17 protein-coding genes and 1 pseudogene are annotated in these 20,915 nt (G+C 40.1%); 3 read left to right on the plus strand and 15 right to left on the minus strand.

Translation table 11 applies throughout. The features are described from left to right. Positions 1-216 precede the first annotated feature (216 nt). Both HT574_RS10245 and HT574_RS10250 read right to left on the minus strand, forming a co-directional pair. Positions 217-918: a DUF2278 family protein gene (locus tag HT574_RS10245; protein ID WP_017435380.1), complete on the minus strand. Its 702-nt coding sequence runs from the start codon at positions 916-918 to the stop codon at positions 217-219. A 21-nt stretch (positions 919-939) separates the two neighbouring features. Then, a complete protein-coding gene (locus HT574_RS10250; protein ID WP_061580058.1) occupies positions 940-1,140 on the minus strand; it encodes a hypothetical protein in 201 nt (66 codons plus the stop codon). 272 nt (positions 1,141-1,412) lie between these two features. Between HT574_RS10250 and HT574_RS10255 the strand changes: the two genes are divergently transcribed. Next, positions 1,413-2,036 (plus strand): LysE family translocator, encoded by a 624-nt coding sequence (locus tag HT574_RS10255; protein WP_175244512.1) that lies wholly within the window; start codon positions 1,413-1,415, stop codon positions 2,034-2,036. A gap of 450 nt (positions 2,037-2,486) precedes the next feature. Here HT574_RS10255 and HT574_RS10260 read toward each other — a convergent pair whose 3' ends face one another. Together HT574_RS10260 and HT574_RS10265 are read right to left on the minus strand one after the other, a co-directional pair. Continuing rightward, entirely contained in the window at positions 2,487-4,199 is a 1,713-nt protein-coding gene (locus HT574_RS10260) for a methyl-accepting chemotaxis protein (protein WP_175244513.1), read from the minus strand. Positions 4,200-4,202: 3 nt separating this feature from the next. Beyond that, complete coding sequence (locus tag HT574_RS10265; protein ID WP_017435384.1) at positions 4,203-5,375, minus strand: ATP-grasp domain-containing protein; 1,173 nt, start codon at positions 5,373-5,375, stop codon at positions 4,203-4,205. Positions 5,376-6,335: 960 nt separating this feature from the next. Here HT574_RS10265 and HT574_RS10270 point away from each other — a divergent pair. Both HT574_RS10270 and HT574_RS10275 read left to right on the plus strand, forming a co-directional pair. Further along, positions 6,336-6,524, plus strand: a complete 189-nt coding sequence (locus tag HT574_RS10270) for a hypothetical protein (protein WP_017435387.1) — start codon at positions 6,336-6,338, stop codon at positions 6,522-6,524. Further along, positions 6,524-7,348 (plus strand): serine/threonine protein kinase, encoded by an 825-nt coding sequence (locus HT574_RS10275; protein ID WP_375154098.1) that lies wholly within the window; start codon positions 6,524-6,526, stop codon positions 7,346-7,348. The genes HT574_RS10270 and HT574_RS10275 overlap by 1 nt, the downstream gene beginning before the upstream one ends. A 306-nt stretch (positions 7,349-7,654) precedes the next feature. Here HT574_RS10275 and lhgO read toward each other — a convergent pair whose 3' ends face one another. From lhgO to HT574_RS10330, 11 genes and pseudogenes are all read right to left on the minus strand, one after another. Beyond that, the gene (gene lhgO / locus HT574_RS10280) at positions 7,655-8,857 is read right to left on the minus strand and encodes an L-2-hydroxyglutarate oxidase (protein WP_175244514.1); all 1,203 of its coding nucleotides are present in this window, start codon (positions 8,855-8,857) and stop codon (positions 7,655-7,657) included. A 591-nt stretch (positions 8,858-9,448) separates the two neighbouring features. Continuing rightward, positions 9,449-10,714, minus strand: a complete 1,266-nt coding sequence (locus tag HT574_RS10285) for an MFS transporter (protein WP_175244515.1) — start codon at positions 10,712-10,714, stop codon at positions 9,449-9,451. A gap of 207 nt (positions 10,715-10,921) precedes the next feature. Then, the gene (locus HT574_RS10290; RefSeq protein WP_175244516.1) at positions 10,922-11,794 is read right to left on the minus strand and encodes an MBL fold metallo-hydrolase; all 873 of its coding nucleotides are present in this window, start codon (positions 11,792-11,794) and stop codon (positions 10,922-10,924) included. Positions 11,795-11,837: 43 nt separating this feature from the next. Further along, positions 11,838-12,710, minus strand: coding sequence for a DUF6282 family protein (locus HT574_RS10295; protein WP_175244517.1), 873 nt, complete (start codon positions 12,708-12,710; stop codon positions 11,838-11,840). A 67-nt stretch (positions 12,711-12,777) separates the two neighbouring features. After that, positions 12,778-14,079 carry a (Fe-S)-binding protein gene (locus HT574_RS10300; RefSeq protein ID WP_175244518.1) on the minus strand — a complete coding sequence of 434 codons (1,302 nt, stop codon included), beginning with the start codon at positions 14,077-14,079 and terminating at the stop codon, positions 12,778-12,780. Next, positions 14,076-15,446, minus strand: coding sequence for an FAD-binding oxidoreductase (locus HT574_RS10305; RefSeq protein WP_254698654.1), 1,371 nt, complete (start codon positions 15,444-15,446; stop codon positions 14,076-14,078). The genes HT574_RS10300 and HT574_RS10305 overlap by 4 nt, the downstream gene beginning before the upstream one ends. Before the next feature lie 302 nt (positions 15,447-15,748). Next, the gene (locus HT574_RS10310) at positions 15,749-16,465 is read right to left on the minus strand and encodes a FadR/GntR family transcriptional regulator (protein WP_175244520.1); all 717 of its coding nucleotides are present in this window, start codon (positions 16,463-16,465) and stop codon (positions 15,749-15,751) included. A gap of 874 nt (positions 16,466-17,339) precedes the next feature. Further along, positions 17,340-18,120: pseudogene (locus HT574_RS10315) on the minus strand (enoyl-CoA hydratase/isomerase family protein). Between the two features lie 24 nt (positions 18,121-18,144). Then, the gene (locus HT574_RS10320; protein WP_175244521.1) at positions 18,145-18,915 is read right to left on the minus strand and encodes an SDR family NAD(P)-dependent oxidoreductase; all 771 of its coding nucleotides are present in this window, start codon (positions 18,913-18,915) and stop codon (positions 18,145-18,147) included. A gap of 138 nt (positions 18,916-19,053) precedes the next feature. Next, positions 19,054-19,806, minus strand: a complete 753-nt coding sequence (locus HT574_RS10325; protein WP_175244522.1) for an SDR family NAD(P)-dependent oxidoreductase — start codon at positions 19,804-19,806, stop codon at positions 19,054-19,056. A 670-nt stretch (positions 19,807-20,476) separates the two neighbouring features. Next, positions 20,477-20,899 (minus strand): NUDIX hydrolase, encoded by a 423-nt coding sequence (locus HT574_RS10330; RefSeq protein ID WP_175244523.1) that lies wholly within the window; start codon positions 20,897-20,899, stop codon positions 20,477-20,479. Between the last annotated feature and the right edge of the window lie 16 nt (positions 20,900-20,915).

The raw sequence follows: 20,915 nt of genomic DNA on the forward strand, positions 1-20,915 counted from the left end.
AAGGCCATATTAAGGTAATGTTAATTTTGTATACCTCTTATAACAAGCATCAAAAATGTTCCTTTTGCGTAAAAGTCATTACTACTAATGCAAGAGATGCTGTTCATATCAATGATGATCTACTTCGTGAGTCGAATATACGACAAAAAGTGTTTACTTTAAAAAAGTAAACACTTTTTGTTGCTAACTAGATAGTATTGTCCAGTCGAAAATATATCAAGACATTGTTTCCTGATAATTAACATTTTTATGGTTACATTCTTCTACCGGTTTGATTGCATTTCCCTTTTCATCTGTACACCAGGATTGAGATTGGAAAGCGAGAAAAATGGCTACCCACCTTTTTTCTTGTTCGAAATGTATTAGAATCCCCCCATCTTGCCATATCCCGTTATCTTTTTTCCATTTTCCCACATTTCCTTGGTTCATATGAATATCATGTATGCCATTACCAGGTAAAAAACCAAAATACTTATCAGGCTTATTTTGCTCTGGGCCCCATCTCTCTCCAAAAGCGTATATGATTGCCTTCTTATCAATAGCTTGCTTAATATAATGTTGAATCTTTTCGTTCAAATCGTTATCTGGACCCTCTACATCAGCTGGGAGGGGAATCATTTTTCTAGGATCTAATAAATTTCCCCGTATATAATCAAGTCCAATGTCTGGATGATTATTTTTTATAGGAGTAAAGCCAAACTCTAAGTCAGGTAACTTTGTAATGTCTTCCGAGTGGAAATCCTCACCGACGAAATATAATACTTCTGAAGGATAAGATTGAGATTTAATATTAATGGCTATTCGATACTTAGTCCCTTCCTCATCCTCGATAAGAACTTGATAATGTGGATTTTCCCCTCTTCCCATCATAGAGTCGACTGGTTTTCCCTTTAGAACTCCATAATTTTTTAAAGGCAAATTCCATCATCTCCTGTTCATTTATAATACATACGCAAATTGCGTATCCATATCTTCTGCTACTGTAATTCCTTTTTTGATGCGAAAACTTCCAACCACTCGCTTTTTTTGCTCCGCTTTGTAAAAGCATCCATCCGTCGACGCTGATTTGGTGTTAATAATTGATATATCTCTTTCTACTTCTGCTTCAGTCAAAGGTGTATGAAATTTCTTCAAACTCATATTGGCACCTTTCTTGAAACATGTAACTCCATTTCTATTAATTAACATTCGACGTCTACATCTAAAAACCCTTCAACAAATTCCAAAAAAAGAAAAAACCTTCACTCATTCACCAAAAAAACGTAAGAATTATTTTTTCTTTGCCGAAAACACCGATAAAACACTAATTTATTATCCTATGAAGAAGGAATGAAGCTGTTTCTCCACGAAATAAAGCGAAGGAAAAGAAAGCGAAGAATGGCCTTTTATTCTATCCAAGAGAGGTGTTGTAAATGGATTTCACATTAACCATGTCCTTCTTAGGAGTGGCGATATTGCTGACAGTAATGCCCGGACCAGATATTCTGTTTGTGATTACCCAAAGCATTTCACAGGACAAAAAAGCAGGAATCGCCACAGCGCTGGGACTTTGTTCAGGCCTTATTGTGCATATCACGGCTGCAACGCTTGGGATTTCCGCCATCATTTATCAATCCGCTTTGGCTTTTACCGTCGTCAAATATACGGGTGCGGCTTATTTGCTGTATTTAGCATGGCAATCATTTAAGGAAAAAGAAACAGGCTTTGCTATTAACCATAACAAGCCTTTCAAGTATCCATCATTGTATAAAAAAGGAATTCTCATGAATCTGCTTAATCCAAAAGTATCCTTGTTCTTTTTGGCATTGTTGCCTCAATTTGTGAATAAATCGATGGGGCACATTACGTTGCAGATGTTGATTTTAGGGATGATTTTTCTGGTTCAGGCTTTAGTGATTTTTGTCGCTGTCAGCGTGTTTTCAGAGAAACTGCGCCATGTCCTGCTTACCAACTCGCTCATCGCAAAACGAATGAACATTGTAAAAGGTTTGTTATTAGGGTTGATTAGTATACAGATTGCGTTTAGTGAAAAATGAAATCGTTAGAGTGTTATCTTTTAATTTGACTATGACAGGTTCTTACGTTCTTTTGGTGATCAGTTGAAAAATGTAAAGAAACAAAGTAATCATATATGCACTTTTCTACATTTATAAAGATAGTTCATCATAAAAAATCGAACAAAGATCTTGTAATTTTAGCTACCGTTCGATAGTTCACCAAATTTGCGTAAGAACCTTAAAATTCCCTAATTTCAGCATCATTTTCTCACTCCATCTAAAACGCTGTTTCAGCAAAAGATTTTCTCTCTGTTTAACGTGTCCAATTTTCTTGACATAACACCAATAAAACAGTTATTCTTCCGAAGAACTAAAAACAAAAATGCTCTGCCTATTGTTAAAGACAGAGCATTCATTATTTTGTTGCTCTACTTGACCAATACTATCAGCTGGATATGAAGAAATTTCTCTACCAATTAAAGTTTCGTTTTATTTTGTTGTAATTTCCCTTGTCTTGAATCGCTTAATCATATCTTGGAGGTTGTCAGCCAAGAGTTTTAACTCTGAATTTTGTTGTTTTAAATAATCAATTGTATTGTTTTGCTGAACAGCAGAAGCAGAAATTTCTTGAGTTGCAGCCACTCCCTGCTCTGAAATTGCAGCAATTTCTTGAATGGATGTTAAAATTTCGTCAGATGCTTGATGCAGATCTTCTGTACTTTTAGCAATCGTATCAATTCCTTTTGCCAATTGCTCTACTGATGCAAAAATAGAATTAAATAATCGTCCATTATCCTCAACAATCTCAACACCTTTTACAATATCTTCAAAATCTTGTTGGTTCAGATTTAGCACGATATTAGCCTGTTCGTGGATTTCACCTATCGCTTCAGATATTGTTTTAATGGATTCATCAGTTTGATTTGCAAGCTTCTGAACTTCTTGGGCAACAACCGAAAATCCTTTACCGGCTTCTCCGGCACGAGCTGCTTCAATCGATGCATTTAAAGAAAGAAGATGGATTTGGGACGAAATGTCTTGGATAATCTTAATGATTTCATTAATATGTTCTAATTTTTTACTCAGATTAAATAAGTTTTCTTTACTCACCATGCCATTTTGTTTTATTTTGTTCATTTGTTCGGTAATTATTTGAACTTGAACATTTCCTTTTTCAGCTTGCTGACTTGTTTGATCGGTAAGGTTTTTAATCAACTTAGTTTGTTCATCCACATTGGATATCGCTATTGACATTTCAGACATCATATTTGAAATTCGGTCAATATGATTAGCTCTTTCTTCGGACCCTTTTGCCTCTTCATCTGTACTCATTGCAATCTGTTTAGAAGCTTGAGCTAATTCCTCAAAGGATTCTAAAAGGGTTTGACCAGTATGATGAATTGCTTCGGATTTCTCTCTTACATTATCGATGATGCGACTTAAATTTTTTCTCATTTCTTCAAAGCTATCTGCTAAGACCCCTATTTCATCTTCTCGCTTAATATTTACCGATTGGCTAAGATCTCCAGTAGAAAAGGTTTTCGTATATTGCACTAAACGATGAAGAGGTTTAGACATTCTATTTCCAATGAATAAAGCTAATAAGATTCCGATAACAATCATCACAGCTGTTAAAATAAGAGAAACGGTCATTATCCACTTTTGTAGATGGTCGATAAATTTAGCGCTCATATCTATTCCGACGATGGCATCCACGCCATCTACAGGAATGAAAAATGATTTATGGACGCCCCACTTATCTCTATAAATGGAACTTAAAACACTCTCTTTTTTTTCATATGATAATTTTTGATTATTCGTAAACGGAGACTCAACCATAAATTTGTCACTGCCATTTAAAGCAACAATGACATCCCTTCCATTTTTTCTAGACAGTACATATACATATTCGATTCCTTTTTTTCTTTCAATAAATGAATCTAATTTCTGCTTCAGCTCCATCCCATATTTCTCTGGGAAAACCATTGTATTCTTAATTAAATCCGGATCAATCGTCTCTGCTAATAATCGTCCATTTTCTGTTAACCGTTCATCAAACTGCGGGATAACATGTTCTTGAATAATGTAATCTGATACATATCGAACAAATCCAAAAAGAATCAGTGAAAATACAAGAAAGGGGAATAAAAAACTAATCACTAATTGCGCTTTAATCGATTTTTTCCAAATTGCATTTCTCATTCCTTATCTCTCCCTTGAATGTTCCATTTCCTTTAATGTGATAAATGGGCGTAAATCCATTTGCAGTAATCGATAAAGCTCTTCCATTGTTTCGCTTTTGAAAAATACAATGGCAAATGTTCTATCATTTGTTGCTTGTATTTCTCTGTATTCTAAAATTTGTTGAAACTGCTTTTTAAACGACTGATGGTTAATAGATTTTATAAGATTTTGTGAAATGTTCATCGGAATTTCCGCGCAGAAGAAACTGTAGATACTTTGATCCATATTGTGAAGTGCTTCTTCCCAATTCGGACTTGTGCCTTGAAAATAATGTTTATATACATTGCATCCATAAGCATAATATCCAAGATCTGTTGTTCCTGCCCCAGCAAATCTGAGCGGATTCATTTCAATTGGAATGATGGTATAATTACTTTTTCTCACTTCAAAGTGAATGGGAAAATTTTTTACCGGGACGATTTCTCTAAACTTATGCATAAAAGTCAATATGTCATCGTAAATTTCATTGATGACTTGTTTGGACGTATAGTAGATTCGATCCGACGTATCATATTCGTCCTTAAACAAACGTTTAAAAATATTTAAAATCACAGGATCACCATTATAATCGTAATAACTGTCAACGGCATATTCTTCTCCGAATATCCATTTTTCGATTAAAATGCTCTCTCCGTTAATCACTTCTTTATCATAAATATTTTTTATAAAAAGTAGATCTGTATTTAATTTATGTAAAGTATCTTCCCATTGATCTGCACTTTTCACTTTATACACTCCGACACTGGAATATCCTTTGCTTGGCTTAATTACAACAGGAAAAGGAATATCCTTTACCGGAATTTTATAAAGCTCATCCATGTTTACTACCTTATAAAAATAATCAGGGTACATATTCGAAAGAATTTGACGGAACGTTCCTTTATCTTTTAATTGTTTTGCCCAATGATTTTGAACACTATTAGGAGCATAAGATTCAAGCAATGCTAAGCAACTTTCTGAGTTTGTCAACAACTTTTGGTGTTCGTCAATAAGAGAGAAAAACTCCTTAGCTTCCATTCCTTGTAAGGATTTTAACATTTCGGAATGGTTGCCTTGTTTGAAAACGGGCACATTAAGCTCTTGTAACGATTCGGCTAGAATAGGGGAAATGATTTGATCATTGATGAGAAGCATCTTGCTGCACCTTCCTCAAGTAAAAAGATTGTGTTTCTTTAATATAAAGTTTCATCAATGGGAAACTTTGAATAAAAGAAAAAAGCAGTGTTCTCATAATAAACATCAAGGTCACTATCGGTTAGTAACCTTGATTTCTTTGCTGAGATCATTCATTAAATTGCCCTCTTTAATTGCTCCTTCAACAAAACTTCTTTTATTCACATACTTAATGTCGGACTAAAGAATTATATTTTTATAGGAAAAATATCCTATTTCAAAACAACAGATTGTCCCCTACACCTGTTCATATTTCTTTTTCTGCCTTCAATTGTGGTTTCCGTTCTTGAATATAGACACATACGGCACAATAAGGACCTGGAAACCCATACTCTTTTTGCAAGCTCTCAATCCCGTTTTGTTCTTCGATCTTTTTGAGACAGTTTCGCGTTTTCTACTAGCCAATCATCGACGACCTCTCCATATCCTTCCTCGTACATCATCTCCCATTTCTTTTTGAAAATTTTTTGTCCGCTAATATCTCCATCCGCATATTTTTTGACTGTTCTCCAGTTATGGCCAATCTTTCTGGAAACTTCGGAAATGGATAAACCTTCGCTTTCCCTTAAATGGACGAATCCAAATAAAAAAAGCAGAAGATTGTCTTAAAACATACAGCTCCTTTTTCACCAATTTATGTGATGAGTAAACTGTGCTATTATTATCCGTAATACCTGTTGCGTCTTTGTCACGAACGCTCCTATACCTCTAAGTCCCATCATCTTATCGGTGGTCATTTATAATGTTTTTAAATGAAAAGAACGCTACGGCGATATAAAAAAAGAAAGGTACAACGATTAAACCGGATGACATCGTTCCATGTCATGGTGCCATCCCTCTAAACGGACGTTAATCATGAAACTTCCTTATTCCTATTTCGTATATAAATATAGAGTAATCTTATCGTAAAGGAGAGATCATATGTTAAAGAAAATCATCAAAGCACTGTTGAAAGAACACATGCTTCATCAGCACCATAAAATGCATTACAGCAGCAGTGACCATTATCCGAAGCATTATGCGAATATCCATCCTTCCCACTTCGGTCATAAGTATTATAAAAAGAAACATCATAGCGGCAGTTTCTTTTCAAGCTTTTTCGGAAGCTAATGATGCGTTTTTTGTATCGTCACCCGGCGCTTGCTCGCCTATTCGAACGTCCGTATCGAAAAGGGAAGGTTATTCGGCGCCGCTATCAAATTGTAGCAGAGCTTGGGATGGGAAGCTATGGCATTGCTTACATGGCCAACGACTTACAGACAGGCAGGAAAGTCGTTGTCAAACAATGTCGAAAAACAAGAAGGAAAGAAAGCGAACTGTCCTTCCAGCGGGAAGCGGATATATTAATGCGGCTTAAGCATCCGCAAATTCCCGCGTTATATGACATGTTCCTGGAAAATGGAACGCCCCATCTCGTAATGGACTTTGTCGAAGGAGAGACAGTTGAAGCGCTTATTTTCGAAAAGGGAAAAACGTATACAGAACGAGAAGCATTTCAATTATTGCGGGATGTGCTCGCCGTAGTCGAATATATTCATGCCAATCACATTGTCCATCGCGATTTGCGCATCCCGAATATTTTGTTGCGCGACGGTACCGTATTTGTGATCGATTTTGGGTTGGCGCGTTTTTTTGGTGAGTCCGTTTCTCATATCGAAACGTATGTGCCCGAAAAGAAGCTGTGGCGCGATATTCATCCAAAAAGCGATTTTTACGCGTTAGGGCACTTTACCTTATTTTTGTTATATTCCTCGTACGAGCCGAAAACAGAGGAAGAAAAAAGTTGGGAAGAGGAGCTATCCATTTCCGAAGACGCGCGTTTCATACTGCGGAAAATGCTGCAAATTGATCAACCGTACGATGATATTTACACGCTAATAAACGATGTAGATCAGCTGATTAAAAATGGGCCGAAACGCATTATCGTTTCATAGCGCTGCAATGAACGGTATAAATGCAGGAGCGTAGGTATAACCATCCATTCTTCGGAACTTGCTACCCCAAGTTCCGAAGAATTTTTTGTGCTTTGTCATCATTTTTACTGATTATCATCATCGGTCATTGATTATCCGATGAATTTATGTTGTATTTACAGATTGAAAAAACTATTGATCCAATGATGGGGAAACCTAGATTATTAATAACGGGAATAAAATTCCTTTGCTCCATAGGTGTCCCACCATATGAATAAATTTAGTTATTTATCTCTTCAGCATATGCTCAATAATATCCTAGACATTTTAACCAGCGATCAACGCCAAATCAGCTACCCGGCGGGCGATCTCTTCACCAATTGGGAGACAAGCCGTCGCTGCGGGCGAAGGAGCGTTCAACACATGAACCGTACGTTTCGTATTAATGATGTAAAAGTCATCAACAAGCGTGCCATCAGCGCGTAGCGCTTGGGCGCGCACGCCCGCAGTTGTCGGAATCAAATCATCCATTTCAACTTCTGGAAGCAAACGTTGCAGGTTCTTTAGAAAAGCTTTTTTACTGTACGAACGAACCATCTCTTCCATTCCTTCGCGCCAATACTTAAAGGCAAGCTTCCAAAAGCCTTTAAAAGAGAAAATATCCAGCACATCTTTTGCGTCAATATCTGTCTTCTTATACCCTTCACGTTTGAAACCAAGTACGGCGTTCGGTCCAACTTCGACTTCGCCGTTAATCATCCGCGTAAGATGGACGCCGAGAAACGGGAATTGCGGATTTGGAACGGGATAAACTAGATTTTTCACCAGATAGCGTTTTTCAGGGCGTAACTTGTAGTACTCTCCCCGGAACGGAACAATTTTCAAATCGGTGATAATTCCAGAAGCACGTGCGATGCGATCGCTATGGAGCCCCGCACAGTTGACTGCGAAATCAAAGGATCGGGCACCGCGATTGGTGATAACATCGACTTTTAGGCTGCTTTCTACGATTCGTTCTACTTCTGTATTTAATAGCAACTCGGCGCCGGCATCTTTCAACAACGACGCTATCATCTCGCAAACTTTGGTATAATCGACGATGCCCGTTTCTTTCACACGGATGGCTTCGATACCGCTGATATGGGGCTCAAAATCCCGCAAACGATCTTGATCGATTAGTTCCAGATCCAGCCCGTTTTTCAATCCGCGGTGATACAAGTTTTTCAGAAGCGGAAGCTCCTGTTCGTTCGTCGCGACAATCACCTTTCCGCATCGTTCAAAAGGAACGCCATATTGACGACAAAAATGGATGAGCATTTCTCCGCCCAATCTCGCGAATCGTGCTTTGTAACTGCCGGGCTTATAGTAAATGCCCGAATGAATGACGCCGCTGTTATGCCCGGTTTGGTGCGCTCCCCATCGATTTTCCTTTTCCATGATGGTTATTTCGGCGCTTGAATCGGCTTGTTTGAGGGCATATGCGGCAGCCAACCCGACGATGCCTCCACCGATGACGGCTACGTGGTTCATACAGTTCCCCCTCTTTTCTTTAATCTATTTAAATGTAAAGAATGCAAATTGCTGATGGAGGAAGATGGTCGTTTTCAAACAGATTAGAAACATACACCAAAATATTTATTTAGTGGTAACAGCTTATTATGATGGAACGATTGCGACGTCTAATGAACATACTTATTCCTCTAATGGTACACATAAGTTTTAAAATGTCTTCTTCTATATGCTGTAGATATAAGACTATATGAATGTTGATTATCCATTATTTTACTACTGAGAAACTAAAATCAATTCAAACGGGACTATATTGCCGACTAAAATAACAGATTATCTTAGCTTTTCTGCCGTAATCACCGAACGAGAACGCCACGGACAAAATATATTGTCTGACAAGCGTTCTTCGTTCAGTATAGACATGCGTGTCGCATGCTAAGTCGGCAAGCATAGCTGTGCTAACTTCGACAGAAAAGCGATTGATTGACCAATTGTAACTATTCTTTATTGGGTTAATAAAAATTGTATATATTTTTGTATAATATAAAGTTGATCATGCGTTTCCGTAATGACAGAGCTCGCATTTAAACCACCGCAATTTGCGTAATATTTTTATTTTAGTTGCCACCCTTTGGTCTCTGGCAAGAAAAAGATGACGAGAAAAACGGCAATGACAAATGCTATGGTCAAGAAACCGAATGCACCACCAAGACCGAAGCTGGAGGCTAGCATGCCAATGATCGTTGGGGCAAATGCAGCCAAAGCGCGACCAAAATTGTAACAAAAACCTTGAGCTGTGGCACGCACCTCCGTAGGGAATAACTCTGCGAGCACGGATCCGAACCCACTGAAATAGCCGGAACCGAAGAAAGCGACGAACGGTCCGATGAGAAGTAGCGCCGTCGATTGATGAATTAAACCGTATACGGGAACCAAAATCGCAGCCAACCCAAAGAAAAGGATGAACGTGCTTTTACGTCCAAAACGGTCAGCCATTAAACCGAAAAGTGAATAACCAAACCAGGCACCTATCTGCATGATGACAATCCATGTTGTTGACTTAACGATGTCAAGGCCAGCACCACCTTCGTTGACTGGCGTTGCCAGATAGGCGGGAATCCACGTAAACAGTCCCCAATAACCAAATTGTGCGCAGATACTCAATAACGAACCGATTATCGTCCATTTTCGAATGCCAGGGCGAAAAAGTTGCAAAAGTGATCCCTTATTTGTTTTGCCTTTTCTTTGTTTGCTGCGCGTTTGCCAAATCTCTGGTTCTTCAGTACCTCGCCGGAAGATTAAGATAATGAGCGCCGGAAGGATGCCAAAGAAGAAAACTGCTCTCCATCCTCCGAGAGGAATTAAAATCGCAGCAACAATTGCAGCCAATATATAACCAATGGCCCAGCTGCTTTGAACAAATCCCATTGCCTTACCCCTGTGTTGTGCCGGCCAGCTTTCCGTTACAAGTGCGGCACCGGCAACCCATTCACCACCCATGCCAAGTCCCAATAAAAGACGAAAGATAGCGAGCTGCGTGACGGTTTGCGAAAAACCGCAAAGTGCCGTAAATATCGAATAGACAAAAACACTGACGATGAGCGCACGGACTCGTCCAAACTTGTCCGCGAAGATACCGAAGAGTAACCCCCCAATGGCGGAACTCAATAAAGTCAACGTGGCCAAAAAGCCAGCGATGGATTGTGTCATGTTCAAATCCTTCATGATGTAGACAAGAACCATGGAATACAACATAACATCCATAGCATCCAACATCCAACCGAAACTAGAAGCCAAGAGGCTTCTCCATTGTTTGTTGCTAATTTCCTTGTACCACGGATTGCTGACACTCTGATTGGACATTTGTGGTTGAATCATCACCCGACTCCTCCTCACTCTTTATATTTACAATAAAATTGTTATAACTTTGGAAAAGTAACAGATATGATCTATGATTCGAATAGGTGATGTAACTTTTCTATTTAACTAAATTAGATAAGTAAAGTTTCTAAAAATATGATTTTACTGACAATTAAACCCGCTAAATGTCCGTATTTTCAGAAAACTTGGTGATGAATAAGGTCTTTAAGATGAAACGACGCGAACTGAGACTTGGACGGGAACTTCAATAGTGATGTCTGGGTGTGCGTGTTTTACAACATGTATAGCACTTTCATCCATACGTTCAAGAATAAGTTGTTCGTCATGTCCAGGAATGACCACATCAGCAGTATTTTTTATCCAAACGATACTCTGCTTACTGGCTTTGGGATCAAGTGTCATTGTCACAGTTTCGGTTTCAAGCTCATAACTGTTTTTGACAGCATCTGATGCAAGTACCCATTTTTTCCCTCCAATCGTAAGCAGCATACTACAAAGCCCTGGTGTATGTCCTGGAGTCAATACCCATTCCCATGTGTCGACACGCCCGCGTGGCCCACGTAATACACGAAGGTTATCTGATGATTCTAAAGCTAGAAACAATTCATGCGGAACGGCAGGATCATGGACGTTGCCGTTTCGACAAGCGTGAATATGGGCGATTTCTTTTTCATGAAGATAAATTTTAGCATTTGGAAACATGCCAACGTTTGCGACGTGATCGAAATGAAAATGACTTAAGAAAACCGCTCCGATATCTTCGGGTTTCATTCCGAGCTGACCTAATCGCTCGTACAGCATGACCCGTTCGTTAAACCCTGCCGTGTCAAAAAGTATGGGTGAACCGGTCTCGGGACGCACCAAAACACAACTGCTCCAACCGAGAAATCCCCTATCCGAGCGCCCAGGAAATCCTGTAAACAATATATCCAACCTCACAGAATCCCCTCCTTTTTTATCAATCCGTTTAAGTTTCTCTTCGTTATCAGGGCGGAGTAAAAAGCGCTTACAATACATTTTAATAAAAATATTCAGAATATAATTTGGTATATTGTATTGTGCACTTGCTATCACCATAGGGGTTCTATCTAACGTTTTTCGGTGCGGGCTTTAAAGTTTTTTATTTAACAAGCTCATAAGGATTGTCCACATACATTTTGCGAATTTCATCTTCTCTGATGCCCGCTTCCAACAGTCCTCGAACAAACTTGCGCATCGCCGTTATCGGATCGTCATTGAACGATTGCCCGAAGTCAGTGACGAGCAGACAACGTTCCGGACCAACGCATTGAATTGTCTTCGCCATTTCTGCAACGGTTAAATCATTGAAAGAATCGGTCGTCGCCAAAAAACATTTTTCCAAATATGCACCGCGTCGTGCCAGATCTATTTGATTTTCCAGAGAAACTGGGGCGATGCCCATATCCGGATGAGTGATTACAAATTTATCCAGTTTACGTTCAAAAACAGCATCCGCAAGCACCATCACTTCTTTTTCGCTGATATGGCCGGTCGCAAGTACACCGTTGTTTTCCTTTACGATATCTATGATGTCATATACAACGTCTCTTAAGCGTCCATCCTCACGTAAAAGCGAGATTCCGTTTACGGGGTGGCGGATATCATTGATCCCTTGAAATAGTTTGCCTTCCTTACCACGATAGTGCGAAATATGCTGTTCTGAAGAAATAGTGGGTAACCATATAAATGTACCGCCCATTTTCAATGCGGCTTCAACGGCGAAAGGGTTGAGACCACCGATGAAAGCATTGAGAACAATGCCACCCCGGATGATCAAGTCAGGCACTTTCATTTGCAAAACGAGCGCTCGGTCGACTGTCGATGACTCGTGTGACTTAATGACTATACCACCCAAACGGTGTTTCCGCGCGGCGTCGATCATTTCCCAATCGGTCCATTTACGAGGAAATAAACTTGGACTACTATGGGTATGAAGATCAATGCCACCTTCCAACAATTTGTCAATGTCCATTTTTTACACCTCCTGAGGAAAATGGTTTCGAGAGGGTGTTTTAACAAACGATTACCTGTCCTCTATTCTAGTGATTAATCCCACACGCTTCGGCCAACAGCTCGACGAGATGGACCGCTTTTATGCGGTCATTGAGCCCTTCCTTCGCGATGCCCGTCTTAATTTGCAACAAGCATCCTGGATTGGTCGTTACGATCATGTCAGCTTTTGTACTTTTGATGTCCGACATCTTGACGTCAAGAACATCCATGGACTCTTGAAAATGAATCAAATTGTAAATCCCAGCAGAACCACAGCAAAAATTCGGATTGTTTAACGGTATAAACTCAATGCCTTTGATCGAACGGATCAGTTTCTCCGGTTCTTTCGTGACTTTTTGGACGTTTGTCATATGACAGGAGGGTTGATAGGTGACCCGATACGATAAGGTTCTTTCTGGTTTGAATCCAAGCATGTCTAAAATAACACTGATGTCTACCGTTTTTTTGGAAAATCGCTCTGCCCGCTCCGACCAGTCCGGATCATCTGCAAATAATCGGTCATACTCTTTCAACATAGCTCCGCAACCGCCGGCATTGTTTACAATATAATCAAAACCGCTGTCTTCAAAAGCTTCAATGTTTCGCTTCGCCACCATTTTTGCTGTCTCTTCGTCACCAGCATGGGCTTGCAGCGCACCACAGCACGTTTGACCATCCACGACGATGACCTCACAGCCAGCCTTTTGCAATAAGCGGATACTAAGCAAATTAATTCGGTGAAACACAGCTTCCATGACGCAGCCGGTGAAAAACGCAACTTTCAAAGCCGGTCGTTTACCAATAGAAGAATACCGCCGGCCGTCATTTCTTTTAAAAGGAGGCTTTGCTTCAGTCAACCCTTTATCTAATAACTCGAGTTTTTCAGGAAACAAACGGTTAAACGGCTTCATGTGGGCGACTTTTTTTATGCCCAATCTTTGATATATCCACAAAAGACTGCCAAGCTTATTCATCACTTTTTTACGTGTAAATATCTGTTTGAACACTAAATCCTCGCAAAAACGGCGAAACGGGGAGGTGGATTGCTTTTTGTGATTGTGAATGGCGATCTTCGTAAGTTCAAGCATTTTCCCATATTGCACATTGCTCGGACAGACTTGTTCACACGCGCGGCAACCGAGACAAAGATCAAGCGGCCCGCTTAATTCGTCCAAAGTGATGTGCCCTTCCGCTGTCATGCGCACAAGATTGATGCGCCCCCGTGGAGATTGCGTTTCCGTTTTCATCGTCAAGTATGTGGGACAGGCAGGCAAACAATAGCCACATTGAACACAGTTATAGGTCAAATCTTCTGCTTTTTTCAAATGCGTTTTTTCTTCCGCTTTCATTGCTTTAACACCAGCCTGTCATTTGGTTTTGGAAAAATCTTTCCGGGATTCATAATCCCATTAGGGTCCCACGCCTCTTTTATGCGTTTCATCATTTCGAGCGAAAAATGATCGAACTCCATTGGCATGAAGGCTTTTTTCATTATCCCGATGCCGTGTTCGCCAGAAAGCGTTCCCCCAAGATCGATGGCGGCTTCAAAAATCGCGGTCACCGCCTTCTCCACTTTCTCCATTTCTTCTCTATCGCGCTGGTCGCAAAGGATGTTTGGGTGAAGATTTCCATCTCCGGCATGCCCGAAGACAACGAGGTCGATATCGAATTTATGCTTGATTTCCCGAAGCCGTTTCAAAAAGGCTGGGATTTGGCTTCTCGGAACCGTCGCGTCCTCAGAAATTTTGGTTGGCTTATGTCTTGCGATTGCTGGGGAGACAAGTTTGCGCGCTTTCCACATTTCTGCTTCTTCCTCGCTGTTTTCAGCCTTTTTGATGTGAAGGGCTCCTGCTTTCGCCATCAATTTATAGACGGAATCGGCTTCATCCCGGATCGCCAACGGATGGCCGTCAAGTTCGATGAAAAGGACAGCTTCAGCGTCTATTGGTAATCCCATTGGATAGTAACTTTCTACCGCTCGAATAGAAGATTGATCCATAAATTCGATTTTCGATGGAAGAATGCCTGAAGTAAGCACATCAGTGATTGCATATCCGGCTTGCACGATATCATCAAAAACAGCCATGAGAGAAAGCGTCGCCTGAGGCCTTGGAATAAGCCGCAAAGTCGCTTCTGTAATAATGCCAAGAGTCCCCTCGGAACCAACAATCAGTTTCGTCAAGTCGTAACCGGTTACATTTTTGACCGTCCGTCCTCCTGTACGTATAATGTGCCCTTCTGGAGTTACCACTTGCAACCCTAGTACGTAATCTTTTGTTACCCCGTATTTTAGACAGCGCGGTCCACCAGAGTTTTCTGCAAGGTTGCCAGCTATGGTCGAAACATTGGAACTACTCGGATCAGGCGGATACATAAGACCGACTTTTTTTGCAGCACGATCGATATCCGCGGTGATTACACCAGGGGAGACAATGGCTATCATGTCATCCTTATGAATTTCCAAGACATCATTCCATAAAGAGACATCAATCACAATCCCCCCTTCCACCGGCAGCGATCCGCCACTTAAGCCAGATGCGTGCCCTCTTGGCGTAACCGGGATTTTTTCTTCGTTTGCGAGCTTGACAATCTCCGACACTTCCTTGACATTCTTCACTTGGCAAACGACATCAGGTACAAAAAGTCCGAAAGACGCATCATATGCATAACTCAAAAGATCGGTTTTTTGTCTCAGGACTCGATGCTCGTCTCCCATGATCCGGATGATTTTTTCTATGGTTTGTGAAGTCAAGGACACATTCATCACTCCCAAAATAATAAGTCAAAACGAAGTCACTGCACGAAATCCTGATTGGTTTTAACAATCTAAATATGGGCTTTACACGCCACTTCAGACTATGATCGCATGGTTGGTTTTTGGTCAAAAGCCACACATATATATAGATGCAATTTGTCGTTGTACGATAGAAACTGCCCATGAGGCGATGTTTCGAAATAAAGTTATTGAGTAATCAATTACATAAGCTGAATTTATCTATCTAGACTTTATCGTTTTGATCAGAAGTCATTTTTCAAACTAATATTTCTGTAACGATAAATGACACTGTCGAGGTGATGGCGCATCGTCCGACGTGCTTCCATTCCATCCCCCTTCAGTATCGCTTCACAGATCGCGCGATGTTCTTCCAGCACATCTTTTGGATTACCGGCACCCGCAAGCGTATTTACAGTATTTTTTGTCACTGATTTAAGAAGTTTGTCAGAAATGAGCTCCATGGTTTTTAAAAATAAAACATTTCCAGACATTGCAGAGATTTGCATATGAAAGGAAAAGTCCGATTTGGCTGGAAGTTTTTTAGAACGAACCGCCTTTTCTAGTTCTTCAAATTGACGACGTAATTTTTGTTTATCCTCAAACGATCCACGTACAGCCGCATAGTAAGCGGCTTCCACTTCAACCGCCTGACGGAACTCCATCAGTTCATCGATCTCGGCACCGTTGTCACTCAAAATATCATTTAAGTCCTCTTCCAAATTCTCGTTTGTTTTTCGAACAAAGGTCCCGATACCGGTACGTATTTCCAAAACCCCAATAGCTTCCATAACAGTGATCGCTTCTTTTATCGTCGTTCGTGAGACTTGAAATCTTTCTGCCAAATCCCGCTCAGACGGCAATCGATCACCCGGTTTTAATTGGCCATTTTGGATCGCTTTTTGAATTTGCTCAATAATTTGGTGATAAACTTTCTTTTTTTTAACTGGTTTTATATCCATGTTTCTGAACTCCTCAATCAAGTCATATCATTGGTATTTTGGTTTAGTGTATCAGTGGATGGTCCACTCTACCAAAAATTTAACACGAAAACGGTTACTTGTAAATATCTATTTTTAATTAATTATCTGAAAAATAACTATTAAAACTACACTCATATTGGGTTTCGGTAACCCAACAGAATATTCGATATTTGTTAGAAACCTAAAAAATGAATTTAGGTCTCTTATCACCTGCCAACAAACAGAAGTGATAATTTGAACAAGGCTAACAAAAAAGACCAATAGAAAGGATCCGTCACGGCTTTTTTTAGTGTACTTACAAGCGATACCTTCACGGAAAGCGAATGAACCGACCTGAAAATGGGAAGAAGTTGATCTAATTAAAGAAGGACATAGTTATTATATCTGGGCAAAATGTGAATTTAGATGGGCTCCAATTGGAACGGATTGCGATGGGACTTTCACTATTAGTAGTTGGTATTAAGGAATTTGGTGCAAATGATAATACTAATTTGCACCTGTTGTTAGATTTTTTAGATTGTTAGTGAAAAAGAAAACGACACATCGGTAGTATTATGGTAAACTATTATACGCAATTCAAAATGACGCTTTTAGGTAAACTCATCCCCCTTGATGTTTCAAGGGGGATGAGTTTATTGAGAAGTTTGGAATTAGAGTGCGTTTTTGCAAACAAAAACTGGAGGTGTTTCTCCTCCAGTTCTCATAATTTAGTACCCATAAGTTGATCCTTCAAGTACCGACAAGCTTTTATATCGTGTACTACAAATATTATAAAATACCCACCTGTTTCTTTTTTAACGACCTTTAATACCTCAGCCTGCCATACTACTTTTATTTAATTTATGCTCCCCTTTTATTTACCCTTAAACACCGGCTTTCTTTTTTCTTTAAAGGCAGCGACGCCTTCCTTGTGATCCTCTGTCTGAACCATTAATGTTTGGATCAGCCGTTCTTCCTCCAGTATTTCTTCGAGTGTAGACGTAAAGGAATGCTCGATTAATTTCTTCTGTTTTCCGAATGCTTTACTTGGCCCATGTGCTAATTTTAATGCTAGTTTGATTGTTTCTTTCTGAAGTTTTTCTAATGGGAAAAGATAATTGATGACGCCTAATTGATACAGTCTTTCAGCCGGAATCGGCTCTGCGGTAAAAAAGAACTGTTTAGCCAAATGCGGACCGACTAATCTTAGCAGAAAATAAGAACCTCCGCCATCCGATACGAGACCAACTTGAGAGAAGCTTAAAGCAAACTTACTATCCTCCGCAGCGACAATTAGGTCGCAAGCTAACACTAGATTGAACCCTGCACCAGCTGCGAAGCCGTGAGCAGCAGCAATAATCGTTTTTTCTATTTCCTTCATCGCCAAAATCAGTCTATTGAGCCTGCCGATATGTTCATAAACTTGGACGACGTTTGCTTGCCCCATCGTTTTTACATCGCTGCCAGCACTAAATGACCGGCCTGCACCAGATAAGACGATCACTCGGACATCATCATCGTTTTTGGCATTCTTGAATAGCTTCTGTTAAACCTAAAATCATTTCCGGGCTGAAAGCATTTAAGCTTTCCGGACGATTTAGTGCGAGCGACGACACAGGTCCTAATTTTTCAATAACTAAATGTTTTTGAGACATGCCAATCTTCTTCTCTTTTATTCGTTATTTTATCAGCCAGCCGCCATCAACAAGTAAATCAGACCCAGTCATATAGGATGCTTCGCTAGAGGCCACAAAAGCGATTACATTGGCAATTTCCTCTGGCGTGCCGACTCTTTGCAGGGCTGTATTTCTTTGAATGGCTCTAACAAAACGATCATTTTGCAACGCATCTTCTGTTAACGGCGTCTCTACAAAACCGGGAGATACGGAGTTGACGCGAATTCCGTATGGTGATAACTCAAGGGCAAGTGATCTGGTAAAATTAATAACACCTGCCTTGGCAGCGCTATAATGGGGAATTTCCGCACCAGCCTGATGTCCGGAAAGGGAAGCAACATTTACAATCGCACGGTCACGTTTTTCCCGCTTTGCTCCTTCTGCCATCACTTTCCCTAGTGCTTTGGAGACAAGAAAGACACTTTTTAAATTGACATTTTGGACATAATCCCATTCTTGTTCAGACATTTGTAAAATCTTCGTGTGGGTAGAACCACCAGCGTTGTTCACTAAAACATGCAAATCCCCATATTGCTGCTCTACATACTCCGCTAATTTCCGAACCTCTTCTCCATCGGTTACGTCCGCAGGGAAAATGTCAGCCGTTGGAATTCCGCTGTTGCGGTTCATCTCCTGTGCGGTTTCTTCAAGCTTCGCTTTTGTCCGGCCGACTAAAATAACCTTTGCACCTTCCTTTGCCAAACGAAGGGCTGTTGCCTTGCCAATGCCACTTCCGGCTCCTGTTACTAAAGCAATGGTTTGTGAAAATCTCATCTTACTGCCCCCTTTGTTTTATCATAACTTTCAACCAGCACTTTCCTACCCTGTCCCCTTTTTGTTGCAATGCGTCAGTCATTGGTTTTGAATTTGTTTTAGTTTACATAATATATTTATGATAAATTAAACCTTTTGTTAGAATGTGAGCCCACCGCCATCAACAGAAAGGGTAGCACCAGTAATAAAAGACGCTTCATCCGATGCTAAAAATAAAACAGCATTTGCCACCTCCTCCGGAGTGCCAATTCTGCCAAGCGCATTTGCCCTGGAGATAATTGGCCATTTTCTCTCGTCCTGCTTCCAGCCATCAATAATTTTTGTATCAATGACACCTGGTGCTATCGCATTAACACGGATGTTGTACTTGCCGTATTCCAGTGCGGCATTTTGCGTTAGCCGTATGACACCAGCTTTGGATGCATTGTAAGCCGCTTGATATTTCTTCCCTTTTAATCCTAGTAAACTAGAAGTATTAATGATCGCTCCACCGCCAGATTTTTTTAACTCAGGAACAGCATACTTGATGCCAAGGAATACGCCTTTTAAATTAACGTCAATGACCCTGTCCCATTCCTCTTCTGTTAAATCAACACTTCTCACTTCAGAATTCGCGATTCCAGCATTGTTGAACATGATGTGCAATCCGCCGAATGTACTTGTTGTTATATGAACGAGCTCTTTTACTTGATTGGAGTCCGATACATCCGTTTTCACAAAAATAGCATCTCCCCCAAATTGTTGAATCATGTTAACTGTTTTCTCACCACTTAAGGAGTCTATGTCACTAACGACGACCTTCGCTCCTTCTTTGGCAAAGCGGATGGCTGTTGCGCGTCCAATTCCTCCTCCGCCGCCAGTAACAATTGCGATCTTTCCTTTCAGTCTCATGCATACACATCCTTTCTACCTTATCTAGTTCTGCAAAAAGAGTGAATTAACATCTTTTTGGCCTATATTATTATTGATATGGTTTAATTTCAGCTTGGCAATCTGGGCTCGGTGCACTTCATCAGGTCCATCAGCGAATTTCCATGTTCTTGCGTTCGCCCATGAAGCTGCAAATGGTGAATAGCAGATACTCTTGCACGGTCAATCGCTCCTAAAGACATTGACGAATTTTGAACACGCTTACATAAAAAAACATTTAGTCGTACCCCAACGACTTTCTTTCTGATTCTGTTGCTGTTCATACGCTCGTTCAGGCAGGCGTATACTCTTCCATGAAATTTATTACCTTTTCCCGTAATTCTTTCATAAGCGATAAGGAAATGAAGTCCTTGCATTTAGACGTGAGAGAATTGATCCTTCCTAAAATACTAACCGGTTGGTATGCTATAACACTATTATACATCTAAATATTAAATATTCAAATTATTATCTAAATATTCTAAAAAAGAAATTTGCTACGTGAACCTTCCCGACTAAATCAAAGAATTTTAGCAGAGGCATCAACGGTCTTTTGCTATTGGCTGATTAATAAATTTTCGGCCAATGACAGTTCCGTCAAAACGAATAGCGGAATTGGTTAATCCCAAATCCGCAGCGACAATCACTTTTTTCATGCCAGCTCTTCCAAAGAGAAGACATTATTTCTCTCAAAATCACTAATTATTTCTGGAGTCAATAGCAATCTCAATTGCTCTTTAGTCGACCAGCGGTAATCAATATGTTCCTTTGAGAGAACGACATCTCTATTATTGCTCCTACATAAGTAGGTAAGAATAATTACCTGCTTTGTTGGGCCAGTTTTGAATGTGGTTGCATATAAAATCTTTTCAACTGTAACATCTAACCCAACTTCTTCCTTAATTTCTCGTACAAGTGCAGTTTCTAAATCTTCTCCAAATTCTACTTTACCCCCAACTAATTCCCACGTTCCTCCGCCGATTTCATCATCCTTTGCACGTTGTACAATTAATACCTTACCTTCATATAAAATAAGACCTTTTACAACTACAACCATCTTATTTGCATTTGTCATTAGAAGTCCCCTTCCT

It is taken from the genome of Parageobacillus sp. VR-IP, assembly GCF_013357975.1.
GTDB lineage: Bacteria > Bacillota > Bacilli > Bacillales > Anoxybacillaceae > Saccharococcus > Saccharococcus caldoxylosilyticus.